Origin of the sequence: Mesorhizobium silamurunense, from assembly GCF_014843905.1 — a bacterium.
GTDB classification, from domain to species: Bacteria; Pseudomonadota; Alphaproteobacteria; order Rhizobiales; family Rhizobiaceae; genus Mesorhizobium; species Mesorhizobium silamurunense.
The window spans coordinates 49749-68805 of record NZ_LPVS01000023.1; the positions used below are offsets into that span (position 1 = coordinate 49749).

Here is a 19057-nt window from a genome sequence, read left to right on the forward strand (position 1 = left end):
TGCGCAGATGATCCTAAACCCTTTGGAACCATGCCGGTTCCAGGTCAAAATTGCCAACGGGTCAGGGTTCCGCCGATCGATGCTCGCCCCGTGCATCCGGCTGGCAGCATCCCGAAACCGGGCGCGAAACGTGAGACCGCAGACTAGCAAAAAATCGAAGCAGGGTCGTGGCGAGGCGTCTTTCGTGGTTTGCTTGCCATCGGGGTTGCCTCCGGGCAGCGTCCGCGGCGCGAAACCGGCGGTAGGCCGGCCAACAGGCCCGACCGAAAGTGATCCATTTCACGGAAGCGCCGGGCCGAATGTCGGAATCGAGACGGCAGCGACACAATTCGGTCGGATTATTTGTACTCAAATGACTTCCGTAACGTTAGGGTAGCGTTGCGGGCATGCCGGACTGGAGGAGGATGAGATGGTGACGGCGAAGCTTCACGGCGTCGAACTCGTCAAGGGCCAGAAGTGGACGGTGCGCGTCACCGCCTACGGCACCACGCTGACCTTCCCCTTCGAAGCCGAGCAATATGCCCGCTCCTATGCCGACGGCCAGGCCTTCCGCCTCGGTGTCGAAGTGGTCGAACTGAAGGACTGCGCCTAAAGCGGTTCGCCGTTTCGATCACCGGCGCACGAGCGCAACCAGACCGGCGCAGGGCCCCAGACGATTCCCAGGCTTGTCGCCTTGTTGAGGATTACCGCTTCAAACGCTCCGAAGCGGAAGAGACCTATGAGCAGGGGCAAGCGGAACTCGGCTCCGTCCAATCCGGTAAGGCCACCAAGCGCGCCAATGCCCGCGCCGGACGCGAATGTCAGCGGTTTGTTGTGAGCCTGCTGTATCGCGCCCCTCAGCGTGGCGTGTAGGCGACCTTTTCGCCATCCTCCTTGATAAACTCCCGCACCGGATTGTCGAGCAGCGGCAGCACCGCCTCCGAAGGCCGGCAGAGTTTTGTCCCTTTCGGCGTCTCGACGATCGGCCGGTTGATGAGGATCGGATGGGCGAGCATGAAATCGATCAGCTCGTCGTCGCTCCATTTCGGATCGGCGAGACCAAGCTCGGCGTAAGGCGTTCCCTTCTCCCGCAACAACTCACGCGGAGTGATCCCCATCGCCGCAATCAATTCCAGCAGCCGCTCGCGGCTCGGCGGCGTCTTCAGATATTCGATCACCACCGGCTCCTCACCGCTGGCGCGGATCATGGCGAGCGTGTTGCGCGAGGTGCCGCAAGCGGGGTTGTGGTAGATCGTGACCGTCATGACTTGCCTTTGGATGGTTGGGCTTTCAGTGGCTCAGATTGCTGAATGATGTCAGGCCGTAGCAGCCAGCCCATCAGCGCCAGCGCGATCAGGGCGCCGAGCAGTTCGGCTACGATGAAGCCCGGCAGGTCGACCGGCCTGATGCCGGAAAAGCTGTTGGTGAGCGAACGCGCCACCGCGACGGCCGGATTGGCGAAGGAGGTGGAGGCCGTGAACCAGTAGGCGGCTGTGATGAAGAGGCCGACCAGCCATGGCACGGCCCGTCGGTCGAAGCGCAGGCCGGCGAGGATGACGGCGACAAGGCCGAATGTCGCGACAACTTCCGAGAACCATTGCGCCGGTCCGGCGCGCAGCTTCGTCGCGATCTCCAGAACCGGCAGGCCGAACATGAGGTGCGCGCCGATGGTGCCGGCGATGCCGCCGGCGAACTGCGCGGCGAGATAGGCCGGCAGATCGCGGGCCGGCAGCGATCGGTTCAAACAGAAGACGAGCGAGACGGCCGGATTGAAATGCGCACCGGAGATCTGCCCGAGGATGGTGATCAGCACCACCAGCATGGCGCCGGTCGCCAGCGTGTTGCCAAGCAACGCCAGCGCCGTGTCATGCGTCAGCGCGTCGGCCATGATGCCGGAGCCGACCACCGTTGCCACCAGCAGGCCGGTGCCCAGTGCTTCGGCGACAACCCGGCGCGGCAGATCGTAGGAGATCATTGCCGCCTCCCCTCGCCCGGCTGGCAGCAGGGCGTGGCAAGCGCCGGCGCGCAGATTTCCGGACGGCCCGAGCAGCAATCCTCCATCAGGAAGCGGATCAGGCCGGAAAGTGCATCATATTCCGCGCTGTAGACGATCGAGCGCGCGTCACGCCGCGCGGTCACGAGGCCAGCGCGCTCCAGTTCCTTGAGATGGAAGCTGACATTGGAAGGCGAGACCCCGACCTGTTCGGCAAGCGAACCGGCGGCGATGCCGTCAGGCCCGGCAACGACCAGCGACCGAAGCAGCCTCAGCCGCGTCTCCTGCGACAGCGCGCCAAAGGCGACCAGGGCTTGACGCTCATCCACGTTTCAATAATCCTTGAAATATTGAAATGATGGATAGCCGATATGTTTTATCCTGACAATCGGAAAATCGCCCCTGCCCCCCGTCGAGATCGAGCTGTCGCCGCGGCCGGCGCGCTGCAAGCCGCGCGACCGCCGGCTGGAAGACCGGAAGGCGGCCGGCGCATCATGTTCTCCGGCTGCGAGCGGCGAGGCCTGTTGCAGTTAACCGAATTGTCGGCGCCCCGGCGCAGGCAAATTAGCGATCTCTTGTATTTCTTGCAAATGAGGATCATGCTTGGGTCAATGCGTGGCAACCTGATGCGCAGCGGGGGTGGGTATAATAAAAAGGTAAGGCGTCATGGGATTGGCAGTCTGCTATGATCACAGCGGGATTGATCTGGCTTGGTCGATCTTCCTCGGCATCACCGCGGTTTTCATGCTCATGGCGCCATTGGCCGCTGCGCGGCTGGTCGCAATATCGCGCGCGGATTCAGTCGGACAGCTTCAGACGGCATAACGGCTGAGGGCCGCCCTACCCGGGGGTGACCTTTCGCATGGGAGCTTCGCCAAACAGCGCGGAGCAGTCGATTTCGTCGCGGAAATGCGCATCGGGATCGAGCACCAGCCATGACGTATGCGTGCGAAGGTTCCTTAGCCTGGCGTTCTTTTCCGCGCGCGCCTGGCGCTCCGCCTCGGCAAGCGAGGCAAGGCCCGGCCTCTCGGCGTTGTGAGGGAAAGAACTCTTCGGCATAGCGACACAAAACGCGGTCGCCCCGCTTTGCGTTCCGCCGGAAGCAGCGCGGCCAACCCCGCCTTTTTCTCTATCGCAAGCCGCCTGAATCCGTTTCAGCGCGACGCGCTTTAGAGCCTTCCAATGGCCATTCGCATCCGGCAGCCGCGATGGCGTTAACCCCTTCCCTGGACGCAGGACCAAGGTCGGTGTCGCAATCGCCGCGGCTGGCCTATAGTCTTTGCTCGTGGTGGGGTGAATCGCGCATATGCCCAGGGAGACTTTGAAGCGACTTGTGCAAATCTGGAGCGGGCTGTCGCTGGCCTGGCAGTTTGTGATTGCCGGCGGCATTGGACTATTGGCGGTGATGCTCGTGGTTGGCCTCTGGGTGACATCGCAGATCCGCCAAGGGGTGATGCACAACTCGGCCACCACGACAGCGCTCTATGTCGACAGCGTCATTGCGCCGCTGCTGCCGGACCTGCGCAAGAGCCGTCAGCTCGACGACACGGTCAAGCGGGCGCTGGACGAAACACTCGGCCAGGGCGCGCTCGGCAAGACACTGGTGTCGTTCAAGTTGTGGAGGCGCGACGGCACCGTGCTCTACGCCGACGACTCGGCGCTGATCGGCAAGACCTTTCCTCCCAACCCCAATCTGATCTCGGCCTTCGCCGGCAATGTCGTGGCCGAATACAACGATCTCACCGACGACCCTGAGACCCGCGAAGAGAAAGCGGTGAATGCGCCGCTGTTCGAGATCTACAACCCCGTGCGCGAGCCCTGGTCGGGCCAAGTGGTGGCGGTGTCAGAATTCTACGAGATCGCCGACGATTTCCAGCAGACGCTAAACTCGGCGTTGAGATGGACCTGGCTAGTAGTGGCCGGCGCCACGGCGGCCTCGCTGGCGCTGTTGTCGGGCATCGTGTTTCGCGGCAGCCGCACCATCCAGACACAGCGTGCCGCGCTGGAAGCCAAGGTCACCGAGTTGCAAGCGGCGCTGGCACAGAACTCGTCGCTGCGCCAGCGCGTGCAGCGCGCCTCGCGCCGCGCCACCGCCATCAACGAGCGCTACCTGCGGCGCATCGGCGCCGACCTGCATGACGGCCCGGCGCAATTGGTGGCGCTTGCCGCGCTCAGGATGGACAGTCCGGTGCTGGTCGATCCCGCGACGCCGAAACCGCAGCGCGAAGCCGAGATCGCCGGCATCCATAAGACGCTCGGCGAGGCGATGCGCGAGATACGCGGCATCTGTAACGGCCTGGTGCTGCCGCAGATCGAGACGCAGGCGGTCGCCGACATATTGCGGCTGGCGGTCGCCGAGCATGAGCGCCGCACCGACACCAAAGTGTTGCTGACGCTGCCGGAGCGCTTGCCCGAACTCGGCACCTCGGAGAAGATCAGCATCTATCGTTTCGTACAGGAAGGGCTTAACAACGCCTACCGGCACGGCAGGGGCAAGGGCCAGCAGGTGAGAGCCACGATGAAGGGCGGCAAGCTTTTGGTCGAGGTGCAGGACACCGGTCCGGGCTTCGACCCCGCACGGAGCGAAGGCCTCGGGCTCGCCGGCCTCAGGGAGCGTATCGAAAGCATTGGCGGGCAATTCGAGACGCTTTCGGGCCCTGGGGGAACGAGACTGGTAATCACATTGTCTGTCGAGGAGCAGCCGTGACCGCACCCATCCGCATCGCTATTGTCGACGACCATCCGCTGTTTCGCGAGGGCGTGGCGCGCAGCCTCGGCGAGATCGGCGGCTTCGAGCTTGTGGGCGAAGGCGCCAGCGCCGAGGACGCCGAAAGGCTAGTCCGCGCCAGCGCGCCCGACGTGCTGCTGCTCGACATCAGCATGCCGGGCGGCGGCCTCAATGCGCTGGCCGGCATCCTTTCGGCGGCGCCCGAGCAGAAGATCGTCATGCTCACCGTGTCCGAGACCAATGCCGACGTTGCCCAGGCGCTGAAGGCGGGCGCGCGCGGTTATGTGCTGAAAGGCGTCGGCTCCAAGTCGCTGGCCGAGATCCTGCGCGACGTCGCCAACGGCCAGAGCTACGTGTCGCCGACGCTCTCGGCGCGGCTGCTGTCGGACCTCTTGCAGCCCACCAGCCGCAAGCCCGACCCGCTCAGCCAGCTCACCAGCCGTGAAGCCGAGATCCTGAGGCTGGTGGCCGAGGGCCTGAGCAACAAGGAAGTCGCCGCCCGCCTGTCGCTGCAGGAAAAGACGGTCAAGCACCACATGACCCGAGTGCTCGCCAAACTCAACGTGCGCAACCGGACCGAGGCCGCGCTGCTGATGCATGAGGCGAGAGACAGGAATTAGTGAATGGTGAATAGTGAATAGTGGGTGGTTGGTGAGTAGAAGCTGACGTCACGGCGCCGCCGTCTCACCATTCACTATTCACCATTCACCATCCCCAAAGTAATCACCCCCGCCTCCGGAAGACGGGGGTGACATGCGAGGGTGCGGGAAAAGGGGGTAGCTTCTCTCAACCCTCACAAGCCTAGCAGGCGGGCCAGATCCTCCTGGGTCGCCCAGCGGTCGACTATGGTGCGGCCTAGCGCATCCGTCATCTCGAAGCGCCCGTTCTCGATCTCTTCCTTCATGCCGTTGCGGTGGATGACGGTGATCTTGTTGCCGTCGATCTTTACGGTATCGCCGGTCGTCGCATTGACATGGCTGGCGGACTTGCCTGGGTTGGTGTTGCCTTTGCCGCTGTTGTTTCCAGGACCGGCATTGGCATTGCCGCCACCGGCATTGCCGTTGCCTGAATTGCCACCGCTGTTGCCGCCATTGCCGCCGCCACCCCCACCATGACCATTGCCGGCATAAGCGGTGGCCACTAGGAGCTTGGCGAGGCTATCGGGGGTGAAATGAACAGTCACGACAGCAAGCGCCAGCGCGGCCGCGGCGCGCAGCGTAAGGCGGACAAACCTTTTGGAGGCGGGTTCGCGCATGCTGTCCTTGGTTCATGCCGGTTCCGCCTCGGCCCTGCCGAAGTTCCGCTCTCAGCCGAGCCAAGGCGGAACCGGTATCCCAGAAAAGATTCACGGTTTGGTAAGGCTACGGAAGCGGCCCACGACCCATGCCATGCCCGATCGGACCTTTTTTGCGGCCGCTTGGGGACCATCGTCGCAACTAAAGCGCGTCGCGATCTTTCAGATACGCTCCGGCGCTTTAGGTTTTTGATTTTACGCATGTCTTTGTCCCGAAACCGGTTCCCACTTCGGGAAACATGCTTTAAGCGCGTCGCGATGAAGCGTATCCAGGCGACGCGCTTTAGTCCTTGTTTTTGCGCATGTCGTCTTCCCAAAACCGCTGCGCACTTTTGGGCGATATGCTTGGAGGGAGAAACAACTCGGAGCCGCGACTGCCGCTGCGTTAACCAAATCGCTTGGAAATTGGCTAGCAATTCATTATGACTGTGGCTCGCGAGAACGACGCGGACACTCAACGAACCGCGGCATGCTATGGCGCGTGCCATCTTGGACACGGAAAGTGCCGTAACCCTTTGATTTGCGTGTGGACTGTTTCCCCGGCCTGCGGGGGCCATGCGCCAAGAGCCCGCCTTACCTCGGCAGCCGTCCCAAGGGCCCAAAAAAGTACCCCCGCCAAAAGGCGGGGGTAAGGTGAGCAGCGGGAGTTCTGTCGTAAGACGATCAGGACCGAAGAGACGAAGCAAAAGGTGGCAACCTGATTTTGCAGCGCTGGCCTTTGGTCCCTTAATGATCTAACCCAGATAGAACCTCGCTCTCACAAACTCTGTTCTCATAGACTCTTCAGTCGATTGAGATCGGCGATTGTGGCCTTACGATCGACGATGGTGCGACCAAACTTGTCCTCCATCCTGAACCTGCCGTCTTCGACCGCCTCCTTCATTCCGTTCCGGTGCGTGACCTGGATGCTATTGCCACTAACCTCGACCTTGTCGCCGGTCGCCGCGTTCACATGATCGTCGACATCGGCGGCGCTACTACTTGCGGCACTGTTCGTTGCGCCCTTGCTGTTGCCGCTGTTTCCGATACCGTTGCCGTTTCCGTTGTTGCCGCTCGAGTTGCCGTTCCCGTTATTGCCGCCGCCGTTACTGTTTCCGTTTCCGCCGCCGCTATTTCCGCCCCCGCTATTTCCGCCGCCGCTGTTCCCACCGCCGTTGCCGTTGCCATTGCCGCCTTTGCCGGCATAGGCCTTGGCCACGACAGGACCGTCAAAGGAGAGATGAAAAGGCGCGACAACAAGCGCCAGCGCAGTGAGCGCCCGCAAGCCAAGCCTGCAGCCCATGCGCGATACGCGCATCCCATTCTCCCCTTGCCAGCCATCCGACCCTTCGGCCGAACTACCCCACCGGCAATGTCGCAGCATCAGCATCCCCAATCAGCGCGTCGTGGGGAAGTGGCCCACGACCCTTGTCTTGTTTTCTCAGACCTTTTTCGCAACGATATCGGACCTAAGTCCTATCTCAACCACCAGATGTGGTCGGGCGCGGCTGCGCGCACAGCTTTTTTCTTGCGTGGGTTGCGCTGAAATGGATTCAGGCATCGCGCTTTAAGTCTTTGTTTTGATGCATGTCGTTCTCCCAAAACCGCTGCGCACTTTTGGGCGACATGCATTGAGCCTTAACCAGGCGACGGAACCGGCGCCCTCGCCGTCACGGCCGCGCCGAACGCAGCGGCGATCACGGCGCCGATACCGGCGCATTGCAACACGCTCAGGCTCTCGTGCAGGAAGAAAAAACCGGTCAGCGCGCCGCCCGCGGGCTCCAGGCATACGATCATGCCATAGACTTTCGCCGGCATTCTGGCGAGAACCATCATCTCCAGCCAGAAGGGCAGCGCGCTGGAGAACAGCCCGATGACGATCGCGGCCGCCATGACATGCGGGTCGGTGAGATAAGGTTCCGCGGCGGTGAAGCCGAAAGGCAGCGCGACCAGCGCGGCGATCGCCATGCCATAGGCCGAGGTGCGGGCGCCAAGCTCGGTGCCGGCCTTCTGCGCGAAGATGATATAGAGCCCCCAGCAGCCGCCGGCGGCGAGCGCAAGCAGCACGCCCACCGGATCGAGCCCGCGGCTGACATCGGCGAAGGGGGAAAGCAGCACGATGCCGGCGACCGCCAGCACCACCCAGACGACGTCGAGGAAGCGCCTGGAGCCAAGGGTGGCGACGAAAAGCGGGCCGGTGAATTCGAGCGCCACGCAGATACCCAGCGGAATGCGCTCGAGCGCGGCATAGAAGAGCAGGTTCATGACCGAAACGGTGACGCCATAGGCGGCAAGCCAGGGCAGTCCCCTTCGTGTCGGCAGCACTTTCCATGGCCTGAGCACCGCCGCCAGCATCAGCGCGCCGATGACGAGTCTCAGCATCGTCGTGCCCTCCGCCCCGAGGACCGGAAACAGGCCCTTGGCGAAGGCGGCGCCCACCTGCACCGAAAGAATGGCGCCAAGCAGGCCGACGACGGGTAAGGCGCCCAGCTGCGCCTCCGGTTTTGCGATCGGCGTCGACGTCACTCCATCCCCCTGCCCGCATGGTCGGATGCGGGGATAAGGCCTGGCGACCACATTGTCGTGAGGCAGCGGGCGGCGGATGGTGGGACAGGCGGCGACCGCCGCCGGCAGGATTGCTGCATCGCACAAGACTTTGAAACTCAAGACGCTTTTTCGCGGAACCGCCGAAGAACCCTGAGGCACAAAAAGGTGCCTGCTTCGATACCTCCATTGTTCCCGCTATGGTTGCCGAACCAATTCGCCAACATCCTTTACGATAAATACTTCCAAATATTCAGACCAACTACCCAAAAACATATAGGACCATTGGACAGACGTCCGACTAAACTCGGCATCCAACTATGGCAAACACCCATGGACATCACAGCTTTATTTCAAAGCCGTAAGGATTTTGTGTTGCGCTGCAACATCAACCGCTACAATCGTTGAGCGGGGATGCGCAGTGGAGGATGACGTTAATTGATCCGGGTGGGCATTCCGTTGGCCTGCAAAGATGGCGTTCTCGCTTCGGACGGCGATTTGTCGACTGGCAGATCGGACCGGCTTGGGGCCTCCAACGCCGGATCTTGCGGCAGACCTGGCGGACGCCGCTGATGGCGAACGCGCGCGACATCCAGCTGGACGCGTTGCGGGCCGTTGCCGTGACGCTGGTGCTTTACGCGCATTTCCTCGCGCCAAACGGCACCTCCTTCCTCGGCCATCTCGGCGTTCGGCTGTTCTTCGTACTCTCCGGCTTCCTGATCACGCGGCTTTTGCTGGAGGCGCGCGACGCCGCCTCATTCGAGGCCGGACCGGCGCTGCGTTCCTTCTATGCCAGGCGCATGATCCGCATCTTCCCGCCCTATTTCGCGGTGCTGGCGCTGGTCTGGTTCACCGACCTGGAACAGTCCAGATCGTCACTCGCCTGGCATGCGCTCTATCTCTCGAATTTCTGGTATGCGCTGCGCAACGATTGGAACCCTTGGCTGCTCTGCCATTTCTGGAGCCTCAGCATCGAGGAGCAGTTCTATCTGGCCTGGCCGCTGATCGTGCTTCTGGCGCCGCGCAGGCGCATCGAAGCGATCACCATCGGCGTCATCTGCTTCTCGCTCGCCTACCGCTTCTACTGGCCGATCACCGCCGACCCGGCGCTCGCGCGCGATCTGTTGCCGCCGGCCTCGATGGATGCGCTTGGCTGCGGCGCCCTGCTTGCGGTGCGCCGCGCCAGGGGCGCGGGCGTGCCGCGATGGATGCGGCTTGGCTGGCCGACCTTGGCTGCGGTTTTCCTGCTCGTCGTTTGGTCGGATCCGGGGCCGGCGGACTCGACATGGGAATGGCCGCGCTGGCTGCTGGTGCAGGTGCTGCCGCTGGTGCCGCTGGCGGCAATCGTCGCCGCCTGCTCCACCGGCCTCGGCGGCACGCTCGGCAAGCTGGCCGAACTCCCCCCGCTGCTCGGGCTTGGCCGCATCAGCTACGGCGTCTACCTCTACCACCCGATCCTTCTCGCCTATGCCGTCAAGGCGCAGCCATGGATCCCGCTCAACGTCTCGGAACAGGGACCGGGGCGATTCCTGGTCGCGGGCGCCGCCACGCTGATCGTCGCCTCGCTTTCCTGGGCGCTGTTCGAAAAGCCGCTCAACGGCCTCAAGCGCTATTTTCCTTATGTCGTGCGACCAAGCGCTCGCGTGGCGAGCGACGACAGATGGACCAGCGGTGTGGCCGGCAGTCGCGCACTCGACCTGCAGAGAACGGAGGCGAGACGATAATGGCGAGCGTCGCGCTGCCCCTCACCTGCCTGCCGGCATCCTCTCCCCGTAGAACGGGGAGAGGGGCGCTCTCGTCGCCGGTTTCGCCAATCGCCGGCGTCGCAGAAAAGCGCCGGCATGGCGGCCAGCTTCTTTCTCCCCGTTTACGGGGCAGCGCCAACATCGGCAATTGGCCGACACCAATACGATACCACCTGCAACCGTGGGGATATCGATGACCGCCGCTCCCCTCATCTCCGTGCTGCTGCCGGTCTACAATGCCGAGCCCTACCTCGCCGCGGCGATCGGCTCGATCCTGCGGCAGGACTACCGCCGGCTGGAGGTCATCGCCATCGACGACGGATCGACCGACAGGTCGCTCGAGATCCTCGAGCGCTTCCGCCAGGACGACAGCCGCGTCTCGATCATCTCGCGCGAGAATCGCGGCCTCGTCGCCAGCCTTAATGAGGGGCTGCAGATAGCGCGGGGCGAACTCGTCGCGCGCATGGACGCCGACGACTTCGCCTATCCCTGGCGGCTGTCGCGGCAGGCGGCGCTCTTTGCCGCGCGGCCCGAGCTTGGCTTTTGCGGCGCGCTCGTCGATCCACTGCTCCACGGCCGCATCGCGCGAGGCAGACTCGATCCGGTGTTCCGCCTCGGCCTTCCCGTGCTGTCGAAATTCTTCACCATCTTCATGCACCCAACGGTGGTCTACAACCGCAACGTCATTGCGGATGCCGACCTCTATTACGACGGCTTCTATCGGCATGCCGAGGATTTCGACCTCTTCCGGCGGCTCGCCGACCGCTATCCGGCGGCGCTGATGGAGGAAAGCCTGCTCGTCTACCGGGTGCACGCCGGCAGCGTGACCAGCCGGCACACCCGAGAGATGCGGCGCACGCATCTCAAAATCGTGGCAGAGAATCTTGAACGCGAGGGCTTGGCTGACGATAGCGCGGACCTGCGCGCCATCGGCGATCGCGTCTCCTTCGAGACCGTACGCCGGGCGGCGGAATTCGTCCGAGCAATGGAAGCGCGTATCGCCGAGCTGCCCGATACGACGCGGCCGAGTTTCGAGGCCGGAGCGCTGAACCTGTTCTATTTCCTCTACCAACTCGTCAACGATGAGGAGCGGCCGGCGCTGACGCATGAATTGCTGACGCTGACGGTGAAATGGAACGCGATCCGCCGTCGCGAGCAATATGCGTTGCGCCCCGGCGCCTGGGCGCCCTGGCTGAGCCAGGCCTCGATGTGGGCAGGCAAGAAGGCCGACCGGATGGCCTACCGCCTCAAATCCGCGCCGGCGGCATCCGTGCTTGCGCCTTATAGGATGGGGGCGGCATGAGCTGGTTGGGCGAATTTGTTTTGCAAGGTGGCAGCGGTCGACGTTGGCAGGACAGAGGGGGGTGGGAAGGATCGCGGCGCAACGGATTTATCCGTCGGCCTGACGCGGGCGCAAAGGCCTCGCCATGAACGCTGAGCACCATCCGCTGCTGCGAGGCTTCCGCCCGGCCCTGCCCGCGCCGCCCTGGCCCAGGCAGCGGCCGCAGGTTTCCTTCATCGTCTGCACGCGCGACCGCGCGGCGGTGCTGGAAGCCTGCATCGACTCGATCCGCGCCGCCTGCCGCGCGCACCCCGCCTTCGCCGCCGAGCTGGTGGTGGTCGACAATGGCTCGCGCGATGGCACGGCCGAATACCTTTCGCGGATCGCCGCGACGTCCGACATCGCGCTGACCGCGATCTGCGAGCCCCGCCCCGGACTGGCGGCGGCGCGCAATGCCGGGCTGGCGCGGGCGCGCGGGCGCGTGCTGGTCTTCATCGACGACGACTGCCAGCTCGACCGCACCTACCTCGCCGATCTGGAGCGGCACTATGCGAGCGGCGAGAAATGGCTGATCCGCGGCGGCCGCGTCGAGCTAGGCGACGCGCGCGACCTGCCCTTCACCATCAAGCGCTGCGACAAGCGCGAGCGGCTGACGCGCGCCGTCCATCCGGGCGGCTTCGTGCTCGGCTGCAACATGACCATGCATCGCGACGTCGCCGCCCGCATCGGCCCCTTCGACGAGCGCTTCGGCGCCGGCGGGGCGCTGCGCTCGGCCGAGGACACGGACTATCTGGTGCGGGCGATGCTTGCCGGCATGGCGGTCGAATACGTGCCCGACATGACGATCTTCCACCATCATGGCCGGCGCGACCGCAAGGCGATCGACCGGCTGCACCGCGACTATCATTTCGGCAACGGCGCGCTCTGCCTGAAGCACATCCGACGCGCGCCCTTCCTGCTTCGCCATTTCTACTGGGCGGCGCGGTCGGCCATGCGCGAGCTCGCCGGAGGCCCGCGCTTCGACCATGAGCTCAGGCTGTCGCACTGGCCGATCGTGCTGATGAACCTCGCTGGCGCGGCGAAGTTCGTGCTTCTGGTGCTTGCCAGGCGGCCGAAGCGTCAGGCGCAGCCGGGCAAGGAGACCAATGAGGCCGCCAGCGCGGAGGCCGGCGCGCGATGAGCGGGCGGCCGACGCTATCGATGCTGCGCCATGCGCTCGGCCGACGGCAGATCGGCCTGCTGCCGGTCGTCGTCGCGCTCGGGCTTGCAAGCGCCGCGCTCGAAGGTTTCGGCATCGGGCTGATCATCCCGCTGCTCGGCATCATCATGGGGCATGGCGAGGCGACCGGCATGGCCGGCCTCTCCGCCCTCCTGCAGAAGGTCGGCGCCGGGCTTGGCGAGCGCGAGCGGCTGATCGCCATTGCGGCCGCGATCCTCGGCTCGATCCTGCTGAAGAACCTGCTCGCCTTCGCCAATTCGGTGCTGACCGCCCATATCTACGGCAAGGCGAGCCAGGCGATCCGCGGCGCGCTGGCCGAGCGGCTGCTCAGCGTCGGCTATCCCTTCTTCCTGAAGGAAAGCCCTGGGCGGCTGCTCAACATCATCTCCAGCGAATCCTGGCGCGCCTCCGACGCCATCCAGGCGATGCTCGGCGCGGTGGTCAGCGCCTCGGCGGCGGTGATCCTGCTCGCCTTCCTGCTGCTGCTCTCCTGGCAAATGACGCTGCTGGTGATGCTCGGGCTGGCGCTGGTGCAGGCGGCGCATATGGCGCTGTCGGCGCATCTGAGGGCGCCCAGCCGCAGCGTTGCGGCGCGCAACAGCGCCCTGGCTTCGCGGATGCTGCATCTGGTGCATGCCGGGCGGCTGATCCGCATCTTCGGCCAGGAGGCGCGCGAGAGGGCGGCGTTCGAGACGGCCTCGGACGGCGTGCGCAGGGCGGCCTTCCAGCTTTCCAACCGCCAGGGCGCGCTGGGACCGCTGACGGAAGTGCTGCACGCCGTGCTGTTCCTGGCGGTGGTGATCGGCGCCTGGCTCGCGGGCTTGAGCTTCCCGCTGGTCGCCGCCTTCCTCATCCTGCTCTACCGCCTGCAGCCGCATGTCAGGGCACTGCAGATGACATGGAGCCAGTTGCAGGGGCTTTCCGGCTCGCTGGAAGAAGTGACCTGGCTGCTCGATCCCGAAGGCAAACCGGCGGCGCCGCAAGGCAGCCGGCCGTTCGCCGCTTTGAGCGAAAAAATCGCCTTCGAGGGCGTGAGCTTCAGCTATGCCAATGAGGAGCAGCGCGCGGCGGTGCTGCATGCCGCGAGCTTCGACATCCGAAGCGGCCGCTCGACGGCGCTGATCGGTCGCTCCGGCGCCGGCAAGACAACGATCGTCAATTTGCTCTGCCGCTTCGTCGAGCCGGACGGGGGCCGGATCCTCGTCGACGGCACCGCGCTTAGCGACATCGATCCGGTCACGTGGCGGGCGCATATCGCTTTGGCCAGCCAGGAACTGGAGCTGGTGGACGGCACCATCCTCGACAACATCACCTACGGCAAGGACACGGCGAGTGCTGAAGAGGCGCGCCGCGCGGCCGAGCTGGCCGAGGCGCATGAATTCATCGAACGCCTGCCGCAGGCTTATGAAACAGTCGTCGGCTATCGCGGCGTCAATCTGTCGGCCGGGCAAAGGCAGCGCATCGCGCTCGCCCGCGCGCTGCTGCGCGACCCCGACATATTGATCCTCGACGAGGCCACCAATGCCGTCGACGGGCTTTCCGAAGCGGCGATCGTGGAAACTCTGAAGTCGCGCGCCGGCCGCCGCACAACGATCGTCATTAGCCACCATCACTCGACGATCTCGTTCTGCGACGACCTGGTGATCCTGGAGCATGGCAGGGTGAAGAAGCAGGCGCCGTTCGCGGCGCTGTCGGCGCGCAGCATGGATGAGCTGTATCAGCCGGAGTGAGGGGGTGCGGCGAGGGCGCGAAGGCGCCCTGAAATGCCGGCGGGACAGCACCCCCCTCTGCCCTGCCGGGCATCTCCCCCGCAAGGGGGGAGATTGGCAGCTTCCGCGCCGCGCCATTCCTGCAACGTTGGAGATTGGCGAAAGCCGGGCGACATCCGATCTCCCCCCTCGAGGGGGAGATGTCCGGCAGGACAGAGGGGGGCGCGAAGGATCGCGGCGCTGCCAGTCTGCGTTCCTCGTCCCCGCCTTTGGCGAGGGCGAGGAAATGCGTCGGCGTTATCCCGCCATCGCCAGCGGTACCGCACTCTTGTTCGGGATCTGGATGTCGATTTCCAGCGTCGACATGGTCGCGCCGCGGTCCATCGAGACCTGGAGGTAATCCTGGTCGATCTGCACGTGCTTGGCGATGACCGCCATGATCTCCTCGCGCAAGATGGAGACGAGATCTGGCTGGCCGCGGCTCTGGCGCTCATAGGCGAGCAGCAGTTGCAGCCGCTCGCGCGCCACCGGCGCGCTGGTGCGCCGCTTGAAGAGGTCGAGTATGCTCATGCGGCCCTCCTTCCGAGCAGCCGGTCGAGGAAGCCTTTGCGTTCGAAGGGGACGACCACCGGCAGGTCCTCGCCTTCAAGGCGTCTTGCCGCTTCGAGATAGGCCTTGGCGGCGGTATTGATCGGCTCGCTGAGCGTCACCGGCGCGCCGAGGTTCGAGGCTCTGAGCACATCCTGGCTTTCCGGGATGATGCCGAGCAGCGGTACCGACAGGATCTCCAGCACGTCGTCGATCGACAGCATTTCGCCGCGCGCGGCCCGCGTCGCGTCATAGCGCGTGACCAAAACATGCTTGGCGATGTGCTCGCCCTGCTCGGCCTTCATGGTGCGGGCGTCGAGCAGGCCGATGATGCGGTCGGAATCGCGCACCGAGCTCACTTCCGGGTTGGTGACGATGACCGCCTCGTCGGCGAAGCGCATGGCGAGCTGGGCGCCGCGCTCGATGCCGGCCGGGCTGTCGCAGAAGACATAGTCGAAGACCGAGCGCAGCCGGGCGATGACTTCGGCAACGCCCTCTTCGGTCAGCGCATCCTTGTCGCGCGTCTGCGAGGCCGGCAGCAGGTAGAGCGTTTCCAGCCGCTTGTCGCGGATCAGCGCCTGCGAGAGCTTCGCGCTACCCTGGATGACGTTGACAAGGTCGAACACCACGCGGCGCTCGGCGCCCATGATGAGGTCGAGGTTCCTCAGGCCAACATCGAAATCGACCAGCGCCACCTTCTTGCCGGTCTTGGCCACGGCAGCGCCGAGCGCGGCCGTCGAGGTCGTCTTGCCGACGCCCCCCTTGCCCGAGGTAACCACCACTACCTTGCCCATATATCCAGCCTCCATTGGCGTTTTTATCTACTGGCCGTGCCTGGCACGGCGGGATTCTTTGTCAGCCTCGCACGCGAAACCGGTCCGAAGCTTGCGGCCAAAAAACTCAGCCGAGCGGCACCACGCAGAGCGCATCGTTGTCGAGGAAGGCCTGCACGGCCTTGCCGCGCGAGACGCCCTCCATCTCCTCGGCCGTGGTGTACCAGCCGTCGACGGCGAGCAGCTCGGCCTCGTTCTTGCGGCAGAAGATGCGCGCCGAAATATTGCCTTCCGAGCCTGCGATCGCGCGGCCGCGCAGTGTGCCATAGACATGGATCGAACCGCCGGCGACGATTTCCGAGCCGGACGCGACCGAGCCCAGCACGATGACGTCGCCATGCGGGTGGAAGACCGACTGTCCCGAGCGGATCGGCGCCTTGATCATCAGCGTGCCGGCGGAAGGCTCGTGCCGCGCCGGCTCGCCGCCCTGTCCTGACTTGGCTGGCTCGGGCTTCGCCGCTTCGGGCTTTGCCTCGTCGAGCTTCACCAGATCGTCTTGCGGCGCCCTCACCTGCCCGGGCTGGACATCCTCGATGGTGACCGTCTCCACCGTGATTTCCTCGGCCTTCGCCTTGCGCGCGGCCCTGCCCAGCAGGCCTTCGGCGGTGGCCTCCTTGGCGCCGGCCAGCAGCGGCGGCAAATCAGGCCCGAGCTCGGCGCCTTCGAGCTCGATGGCGTAGACGCGGATGCCGCGCGAGCCGAGCACGCCGACCAGCGCTCCGATCTCCTCCGGCCCCGGCTTCAACGTGTTGAGATCCAGCACCACCGGGCGCCCTGCGAAATAGCCCGGCGAGTTGCCGATCCAGTGATCGAGCCCCTCCAGCCAGTCGTCGATCGGCGCCTCCGGCGTCAGCGTGAAAGCGACGAAGGAGCGGGCGCGGAAGCGGATGGATTTGTTGTGCAAAGGGGCGGCGAAGGTCACGGCCAGGCGAATCCTTACTCAATGGTTAAAGGGTGCCGGGCGAATGGTTAACAAAAGGTTAATTTCGAGGGTCGGAGCCGTTAAGAGCTGGCGCGGCTAAGTTTTGTGGCGGGGCGGCCACACGGCCTGCCCACGCGCTGTAGCCCAAGCCCGGACGGCCCAGGCATGTGAAGTTCCTAATATACGAAGGCATGCCGCACCGGGCACCATCGGGCATGGTTACTTCCAGAGCAAGGGGGCCGAGCATGCGCATCAATCAAGCAAGCAGTAGGCGGGCAGGCCGGGCAGGCGCAGCATTCGGAGCGCTGTTGCTGCTTGGAGGATGCATGAGCATGAGCGGCAGAGACCAGACGAGCGCAATAGACCAATGGCTGACAACGGCCAACGCCGACGAGGTCGTCAATGCGATGGCCGCGAAGGGAATGATACCGGAGACTATCGACTGCCGGTTCGCCGACACCACGCCGGGCCAACTGGCCTACGTCTCGAAATTCACCTGGAAGCGCGCTCCGGCAAACACGCGCTACCACTGGGAAGTCGGCGATCCGACCTACCTTGCGAGCAAGGAAGTCAGGGCCAACAGAGTCGGTCTTCGCCGCGCCTATGCGAAAGTCGTCCGCGACCCGGCGAGCGGGCAGAAGGTTGGGTGCTCGATCTGGACGAGTTGATGCGGTGACCGGAGCAGCTAATGGCGACCCTGCATGGCGACTTCGGCTTCGACCTTGGCGCTTCCTCATCTGACTATGAGTGCGGATTTGCGTCGTCGCCATTGCAGAAGCACGCCAACTGATGGGAGCCCGGCGCCTTGAAGCGCGTACAAAGCAGCGGCGCCTGCAGGCGCCGCTGCTCGATGGTTCATCCGGCCTTGGCTGTGTGCCAGACGCCACCGACGCCTTCGCCGGTCATGTCGCCGGCCTTCTTGTCCTTGGCGTATGTGTAGAGGGGCTTGCCGTCATAGGCCCACATTTTGGTGCCGTCAGTGCGTTTGACGATCGTCCATCCGTCCTCAGCCTTCGCGCCGTCTGCGACCTTGAGCGCCGGCCAAGTCGCAGCGCATTCGTCATAGCAAGCGGACTTGCCTACCTTGTCCTTGTCGAAAGTGTAGAGCGTCATTCCATTGGCATCAGTATAGATGTTGCCGTTGGGCGTTTTCGCCATCATTGCAGGTTCGACCGCAAAACCCACTCCAGTGGTCATGAGGATGGCTGCCAGTCCAAATGCGATGCGTTTCATGTCGATCATTCCTTATATTTGTTGTTGGACGGTCAAGTGCCGCCATAGACGCAACGGCCGGTGTCGATGCTTCGTTCCGGTTCGGTGTGGGTTATTGACTGCTGATAATGACGCACCTGTTCTCCAGACTGAGCGCATAAGAAACCCGCGTTCCAGAGTGGCACTATGGAAGCGGCTCATGAAGACTCCGCGTTCAATGTTTCTACGAACACAGCAGTAACGGGTCGACGGTCGCGGTAATAATGGCCTTCGCTGCTGAGCGTATCATCGCCGGCATGAGGGCCGACATTCATCAGTAGGGCGAATTGCACTGCTGGCGAGGACCGTAGTTGGGCTGGAACGTGTTGTCCGAAGCGCGATAGCTCCGATACCGGTCGTAGCACCACTCCACATGGGAATCACCACGATAAACACGGTTCTGGTTGCCGTTGATGATCGCGCCGGTGATTAGTGCACCCGTTGCGAAGGCCGCAAGCGGGAACCAGTAGTCGCCGTGACGGCGATAGCCGCGATGGTAGTCACGATAGCCGCGATGGCCATTCCAGTATGCTCCGTCACTGTCGGAGAAACTGCGATTGCGGTTGACGCTCCGGTGCTTCATCCACGGCTTGTAGTCGACCGACTGTACGTCGGACGAAGCGAAAGACGCTTGCGGCTGGAATATCCGCGCAGCGTCGGCAGGCACGGCGGCGGCCGCGAACGACACTGACAATGTGGTCGCCAGCAAACCCGATACGATCCTGTTCATGGTCTTTTCCTTGAAGGTTAACGTCCCTTGGAATTTAAAACGATTTGACAGAACTTTTGTTCCGCCCGTTCTTACGGAAAGTCAAAGCAAAATCAGATCGATTTTTGAAATGAATCGCCGCTCGCATAGCTATTATCGCGTCGCTTTATTGACCAATGGCCATATTTCTTCGAAAGACAGGACCATACACATGGAAAGCCGCGAGCGATGATCTAGTGGTTCTCGCCTGACATAAGAGTCCGGCTTGGGATTCCCTTTCGC

General features: G+C 63.9%; 20 protein-coding genes and 1 pseudogene. 8 read left to right on the forward strand and 13 right to left on the reverse strand.

The features are described from left to right. Nucleotides 1–409 precede the first annotated feature (409 nt). Nucleotides 410–592 (forward strand): hypothetical protein, encoded by a 183-nt coding sequence (locus AU465_RS05495; RefSeq protein WP_210324999.1) that lies wholly within the window; start codon nucleotides 410–412, stop codon nucleotides 590–592. Nucleotides 593–651: 59 nt separating this feature from the next. Here the strand turns inward: AU465_RS05495 and AU465_RS38125 are convergent. The 5 genes and pseudogenes from AU465_RS38125 to AU465_RS05515 form a co-directional block, all read right to left on the reverse strand. After that, nucleotides 652–828: pseudogene (locus AU465_RS38125) on the reverse strand (sulfite exporter TauE/SafE family protein); the annotation flags it as partial. An 8-nt stretch (nucleotides 829–836) separates the two neighbouring features. Then, the gene (gene arsC / locus AU465_RS05500) at nucleotides 837–1244 is read right to left on the reverse strand and encodes an arsenate reductase (glutaredoxin) (RefSeq protein ID WP_192244720.1); all 408 of its coding nucleotides are present in this window, start codon (nucleotides 1242–1244) and stop codon (nucleotides 837–839) included. Continuing rightward, a complete protein-coding gene (locus AU465_RS05505) occupies nucleotides 1241–1954 on the reverse strand; it encodes an aquaporin (protein WP_192244722.1) in 714 nt (237 codons plus the stop codon). The genes arsC and AU465_RS05505 overlap by 4 nt, the downstream gene beginning before the upstream one ends. Then, nucleotides 1951–2301, reverse strand: a complete 351-nt coding sequence (locus AU465_RS05510) for an ArsR/SmtB family transcription factor (protein ID WP_192244724.1) — start codon at nucleotides 2299–2301, stop codon at nucleotides 1951–1953. Before AU465_RS05510 ends, AU465_RS05505 begins: the two co-directional genes overlap by 4 nt. 511 nt (nucleotides 2302–2812) lie before the next feature. After that, nucleotides 2813–3031, reverse strand: coding sequence for a hypothetical protein (locus AU465_RS05515; RefSeq protein WP_192244726.1), 219 nt, complete (start codon nucleotides 3029–3031; stop codon nucleotides 2813–2815). A gap of 247 nt (nucleotides 3032–3278) precedes the next feature. On the opposite strand from AU465_RS05515, the gene AU465_RS05520 reads away from it, so the two are divergent. Together AU465_RS05520 and AU465_RS05525 are read left to right on the forward strand one after the other, a co-directional pair. Continuing rightward, a complete protein-coding gene (locus tag AU465_RS05520; protein ID WP_192244729.1) occupies nucleotides 3279–4679 on the forward strand; it encodes a sensor histidine kinase in 1401 nt (466 codons plus the stop codon). Further along, nucleotides 4676–5320, forward strand: a complete 645-nt coding sequence (locus AU465_RS05525; RefSeq protein WP_192244731.1) for a response regulator — start codon at nucleotides 4676–4678, stop codon at nucleotides 5318–5320. Before AU465_RS05520 ends, AU465_RS05525 begins: the two co-directional genes overlap by 4 nt. Before the next feature lie 173 nt (nucleotides 5321–5493). Here AU465_RS05525 and AU465_RS05530 read toward each other — a convergent pair whose 3' ends face one another. From AU465_RS05530 to AU465_RS05540, 3 genes are all read right to left on the reverse strand, one after another. Then, the gene (locus AU465_RS05530; RefSeq protein WP_192244733.1) at nucleotides 5494–5955 is read right to left on the reverse strand and encodes a hypothetical protein; all 462 of its coding nucleotides are present in this window, start codon (nucleotides 5953–5955) and stop codon (nucleotides 5494–5496) included. Between the two features lie 811 nt (nucleotides 5956–6766). After that, the gene (locus AU465_RS05535) at nucleotides 6767–7291 is read right to left on the reverse strand and encodes a hypothetical protein (protein ID WP_192244735.1); all 525 of its coding nucleotides are present in this window, start codon (nucleotides 7289–7291) and stop codon (nucleotides 6767–6769) included. A 320-nt stretch (nucleotides 7292–7611) separates the two neighbouring features. Continuing rightward, a complete protein-coding gene (locus AU465_RS05540) occupies nucleotides 7612–8640 on the reverse strand; it encodes an EamA family transporter (RefSeq protein WP_246505887.1) in 1029 nt (342 codons plus the stop codon). 449 nt (nucleotides 8641–9089) lie between these two features. Between AU465_RS05540 and AU465_RS05545 the strand changes: the two genes are divergently transcribed. From AU465_RS05545 to AU465_RS05560, 4 genes are all read left to right on the forward strand, one after another. After that, a complete protein-coding gene (locus tag AU465_RS05545) occupies nucleotides 9090–10241 on the forward strand; it encodes an acyltransferase family protein (protein WP_192244737.1) in 1152 nt (383 codons plus the stop codon). 214 nt (nucleotides 10242–10455) lie between these two features. After that, nucleotides 10456–11565 carry a glycosyltransferase family 2 protein gene (locus tag AU465_RS05550; protein WP_192244739.1) on the forward strand — a complete coding sequence of 370 codons (1110 nt, stop codon included), beginning with the start codon at nucleotides 10456–10458 and terminating at the stop codon, nucleotides 11563–11565. 124 nt (nucleotides 11566–11689) lie between these two features. Then, nucleotides 11690–12724, forward strand: a complete 1035-nt coding sequence (locus AU465_RS05555; protein WP_192244741.1) for a glycosyltransferase family 2 protein — start codon at nucleotides 11690–11692, stop codon at nucleotides 12722–12724. Next, the gene (locus tag AU465_RS05560; protein WP_246505888.1) at nucleotides 12721–14493 is read left to right on the forward strand and encodes an ABC transporter ATP-binding protein; all 1773 of its coding nucleotides are present in this window, start codon (nucleotides 12721–12723) and stop codon (nucleotides 14491–14493) included. The genes AU465_RS05555 and AU465_RS05560 overlap by 4 nt, the downstream gene beginning before the upstream one ends. 276 nt (nucleotides 14494–14769) lie before the next feature. Here the strand turns inward: AU465_RS05560 and minE are convergent, their stop codons facing one another. The 3 genes from minE to minC all read right to left on the reverse strand — a co-directional run bounded on the left by minE (nucleotide 14770) and on the right by minC (nucleotide 16815). Next, on the reverse strand, nucleotides 14770–15042 hold the full coding sequence (gene minE / locus AU465_RS05565) for a cell division topological specificity factor MinE (protein WP_040973218.1): 273 nt from the start codon (nucleotides 15040–15042) through the stop codon (nucleotides 14770–14772). Then, the gene (minD, locus tag AU465_RS05570; protein WP_192244743.1) at nucleotides 15039–15854 is read right to left on the reverse strand and encodes a septum site-determining protein MinD; all 816 of its coding nucleotides are present in this window, start codon (nucleotides 15852–15854) and stop codon (nucleotides 15039–15041) included. Before minD ends, minE begins: the two co-directional genes overlap by 4 nt. Nucleotides 15855–15960: 106 nt before the next feature. Beyond that, a complete protein-coding gene (gene minC, locus AU465_RS05575) occupies nucleotides 15961–16815 on the reverse strand; it encodes a septum site-determining protein MinC (protein ID WP_192244745.1) in 855 nt (284 codons plus the stop codon). Between the two features lie 332 nt (nucleotides 16816–17147). On the opposite strand from minC, the gene AU465_RS05580 reads away from it, so the two are divergent. Continuing rightward, entirely contained in the window at nucleotides 17148–17483 is a 336-nt protein-coding gene (locus AU465_RS05580; RefSeq protein ID WP_192244747.1) for a hypothetical protein, read from the forward strand. A gap of 187 nt (nucleotides 17484–17670) precedes the next feature. On the opposite strand, the gene AU465_RS05585 is transcribed toward AU465_RS05580, so the two are convergent. Further along, a complete protein-coding gene (locus tag AU465_RS05585) occupies nucleotides 17671–18048 on the reverse strand; it encodes a COG4315 family predicted lipoprotein (protein WP_192244749.1) in 378 nt (125 codons plus the stop codon). A 292-nt stretch (nucleotides 18049–18340) separates the two neighbouring features. Further along, complete coding sequence (locus AU465_RS05590; protein WP_192244751.1) at nucleotides 18341–18796, reverse strand: BA14K family protein; 456 nt, start codon at nucleotides 18794–18796, stop codon at nucleotides 18341–18343. Nucleotides 18797–19057: the final 261 nt, after the last annotated feature.

What these genes read in the sequence shown, in the direction of transcription:
- AU465_RS05560 (WP_246505888.1), top strand. Translation starts at nt 12,721, where the DNA reads ATGAGCGGGCGGCCGACGCTATCGATGCTGCGCCATGCGCTCGGCCGA.
- AU465_RS05550 (WP_192244739.1), top strand. Translation starts at nt 10,456, where the DNA reads ATGACCGCCGCTCCCCTCATCTCCGTGCTGCTGCCGGTCTACAATGCC.
- AU465_RS05515 (WP_192244726.1), bottom strand. Translation starts at nt 3,031, where the DNA reads ATGCCGAAGAGTTCTTTCCCTCACAACGCCGAGAGGCCGGGCCTTGCC.
- AU465_RS05590 (WP_192244751.1), bottom strand. Translation starts at nt 18,796, where the DNA reads ATGAACAGGATCGTATCGGGTTTGCTGGCGACCACATTGTCAGTGTCG.
- AU465_RS05535 (WP_192244735.1), bottom strand. Translation starts at nt 7,291, where the DNA reads ATGCGCGTATCGCGCATGGGCTGCAGGCTTGGCTTGCGGGCGCTCACT.
- AU465_RS05555 (WP_192244741.1), top strand. Translation starts at nt 11,690, where the DNA reads ATGAACGCTGAGCACCATCCGCTGCTGCGAGGCTTCCGCCCGGCCCTG.
- AU465_RS05520 (WP_192244729.1), top strand. Translation starts at nt 3,279, where the DNA reads ATGCCCAGGGAGACTTTGAAGCGACTTGTGCAAATCTGGAGCGGGCTG.
- minE (WP_040973218.1), bottom strand. Translation starts at nt 15,042, where the DNA reads ATGAGCATACTCGACCTCTTCAAGCGGCGCACCAGCGCGCCGGTGGCG.
- AU465_RS05495 (WP_210324999.1), top strand. Translation starts at nt 410, where the DNA reads ATGGTGACGGCGAAGCTTCACGGCGTCGAACTCGTCAAGGGCCAGAAG.
- AU465_RS05530 (WP_192244733.1), bottom strand. Translation starts at nt 5,955, where the DNA reads ATGCGCGAACCCGCCTCCAAAAGGTTTGTCCGCCTTACGCTGCGCGCC.
- minD (WP_192244743.1), bottom strand. Translation starts at nt 15,854, where the DNA reads ATGGGCAAGGTAGTGGTGGTTACCTCGGGCAAGGGGGGCGTCGGCAAG.
- AU465_RS05545 (WP_192244737.1), top strand. Translation starts at nt 9,090, where the DNA reads ATGGCGAACGCGCGCGACATCCAGCTGGACGCGTTGCGGGCCGTTGCC.
- AU465_RS05585 (WP_192244749.1), bottom strand. Translation starts at nt 18,048, where the DNA reads ATGAAACGCATCGCATTTGGACTGGCAGCCATCCTCATGACCACTGGA.
- AU465_RS05505 (WP_192244722.1), bottom strand. Translation starts at nt 1,954, where the DNA reads ATGATCTCCTACGATCTGCCGCGCCGGGTTGTCGCCGAAGCACTGGGC.
- arsC (WP_192244720.1), bottom strand. Translation starts at nt 1,244, where the DNA reads ATGACGGTCACGATCTACCACAACCCCGCTTGCGGCACCTCGCGCAAC.
- AU465_RS05580 (WP_192244747.1), top strand. Translation starts at nt 17,148, where the DNA reads ATGAGCGGCAGAGACCAGACGAGCGCAATAGACCAATGGCTGACAACG.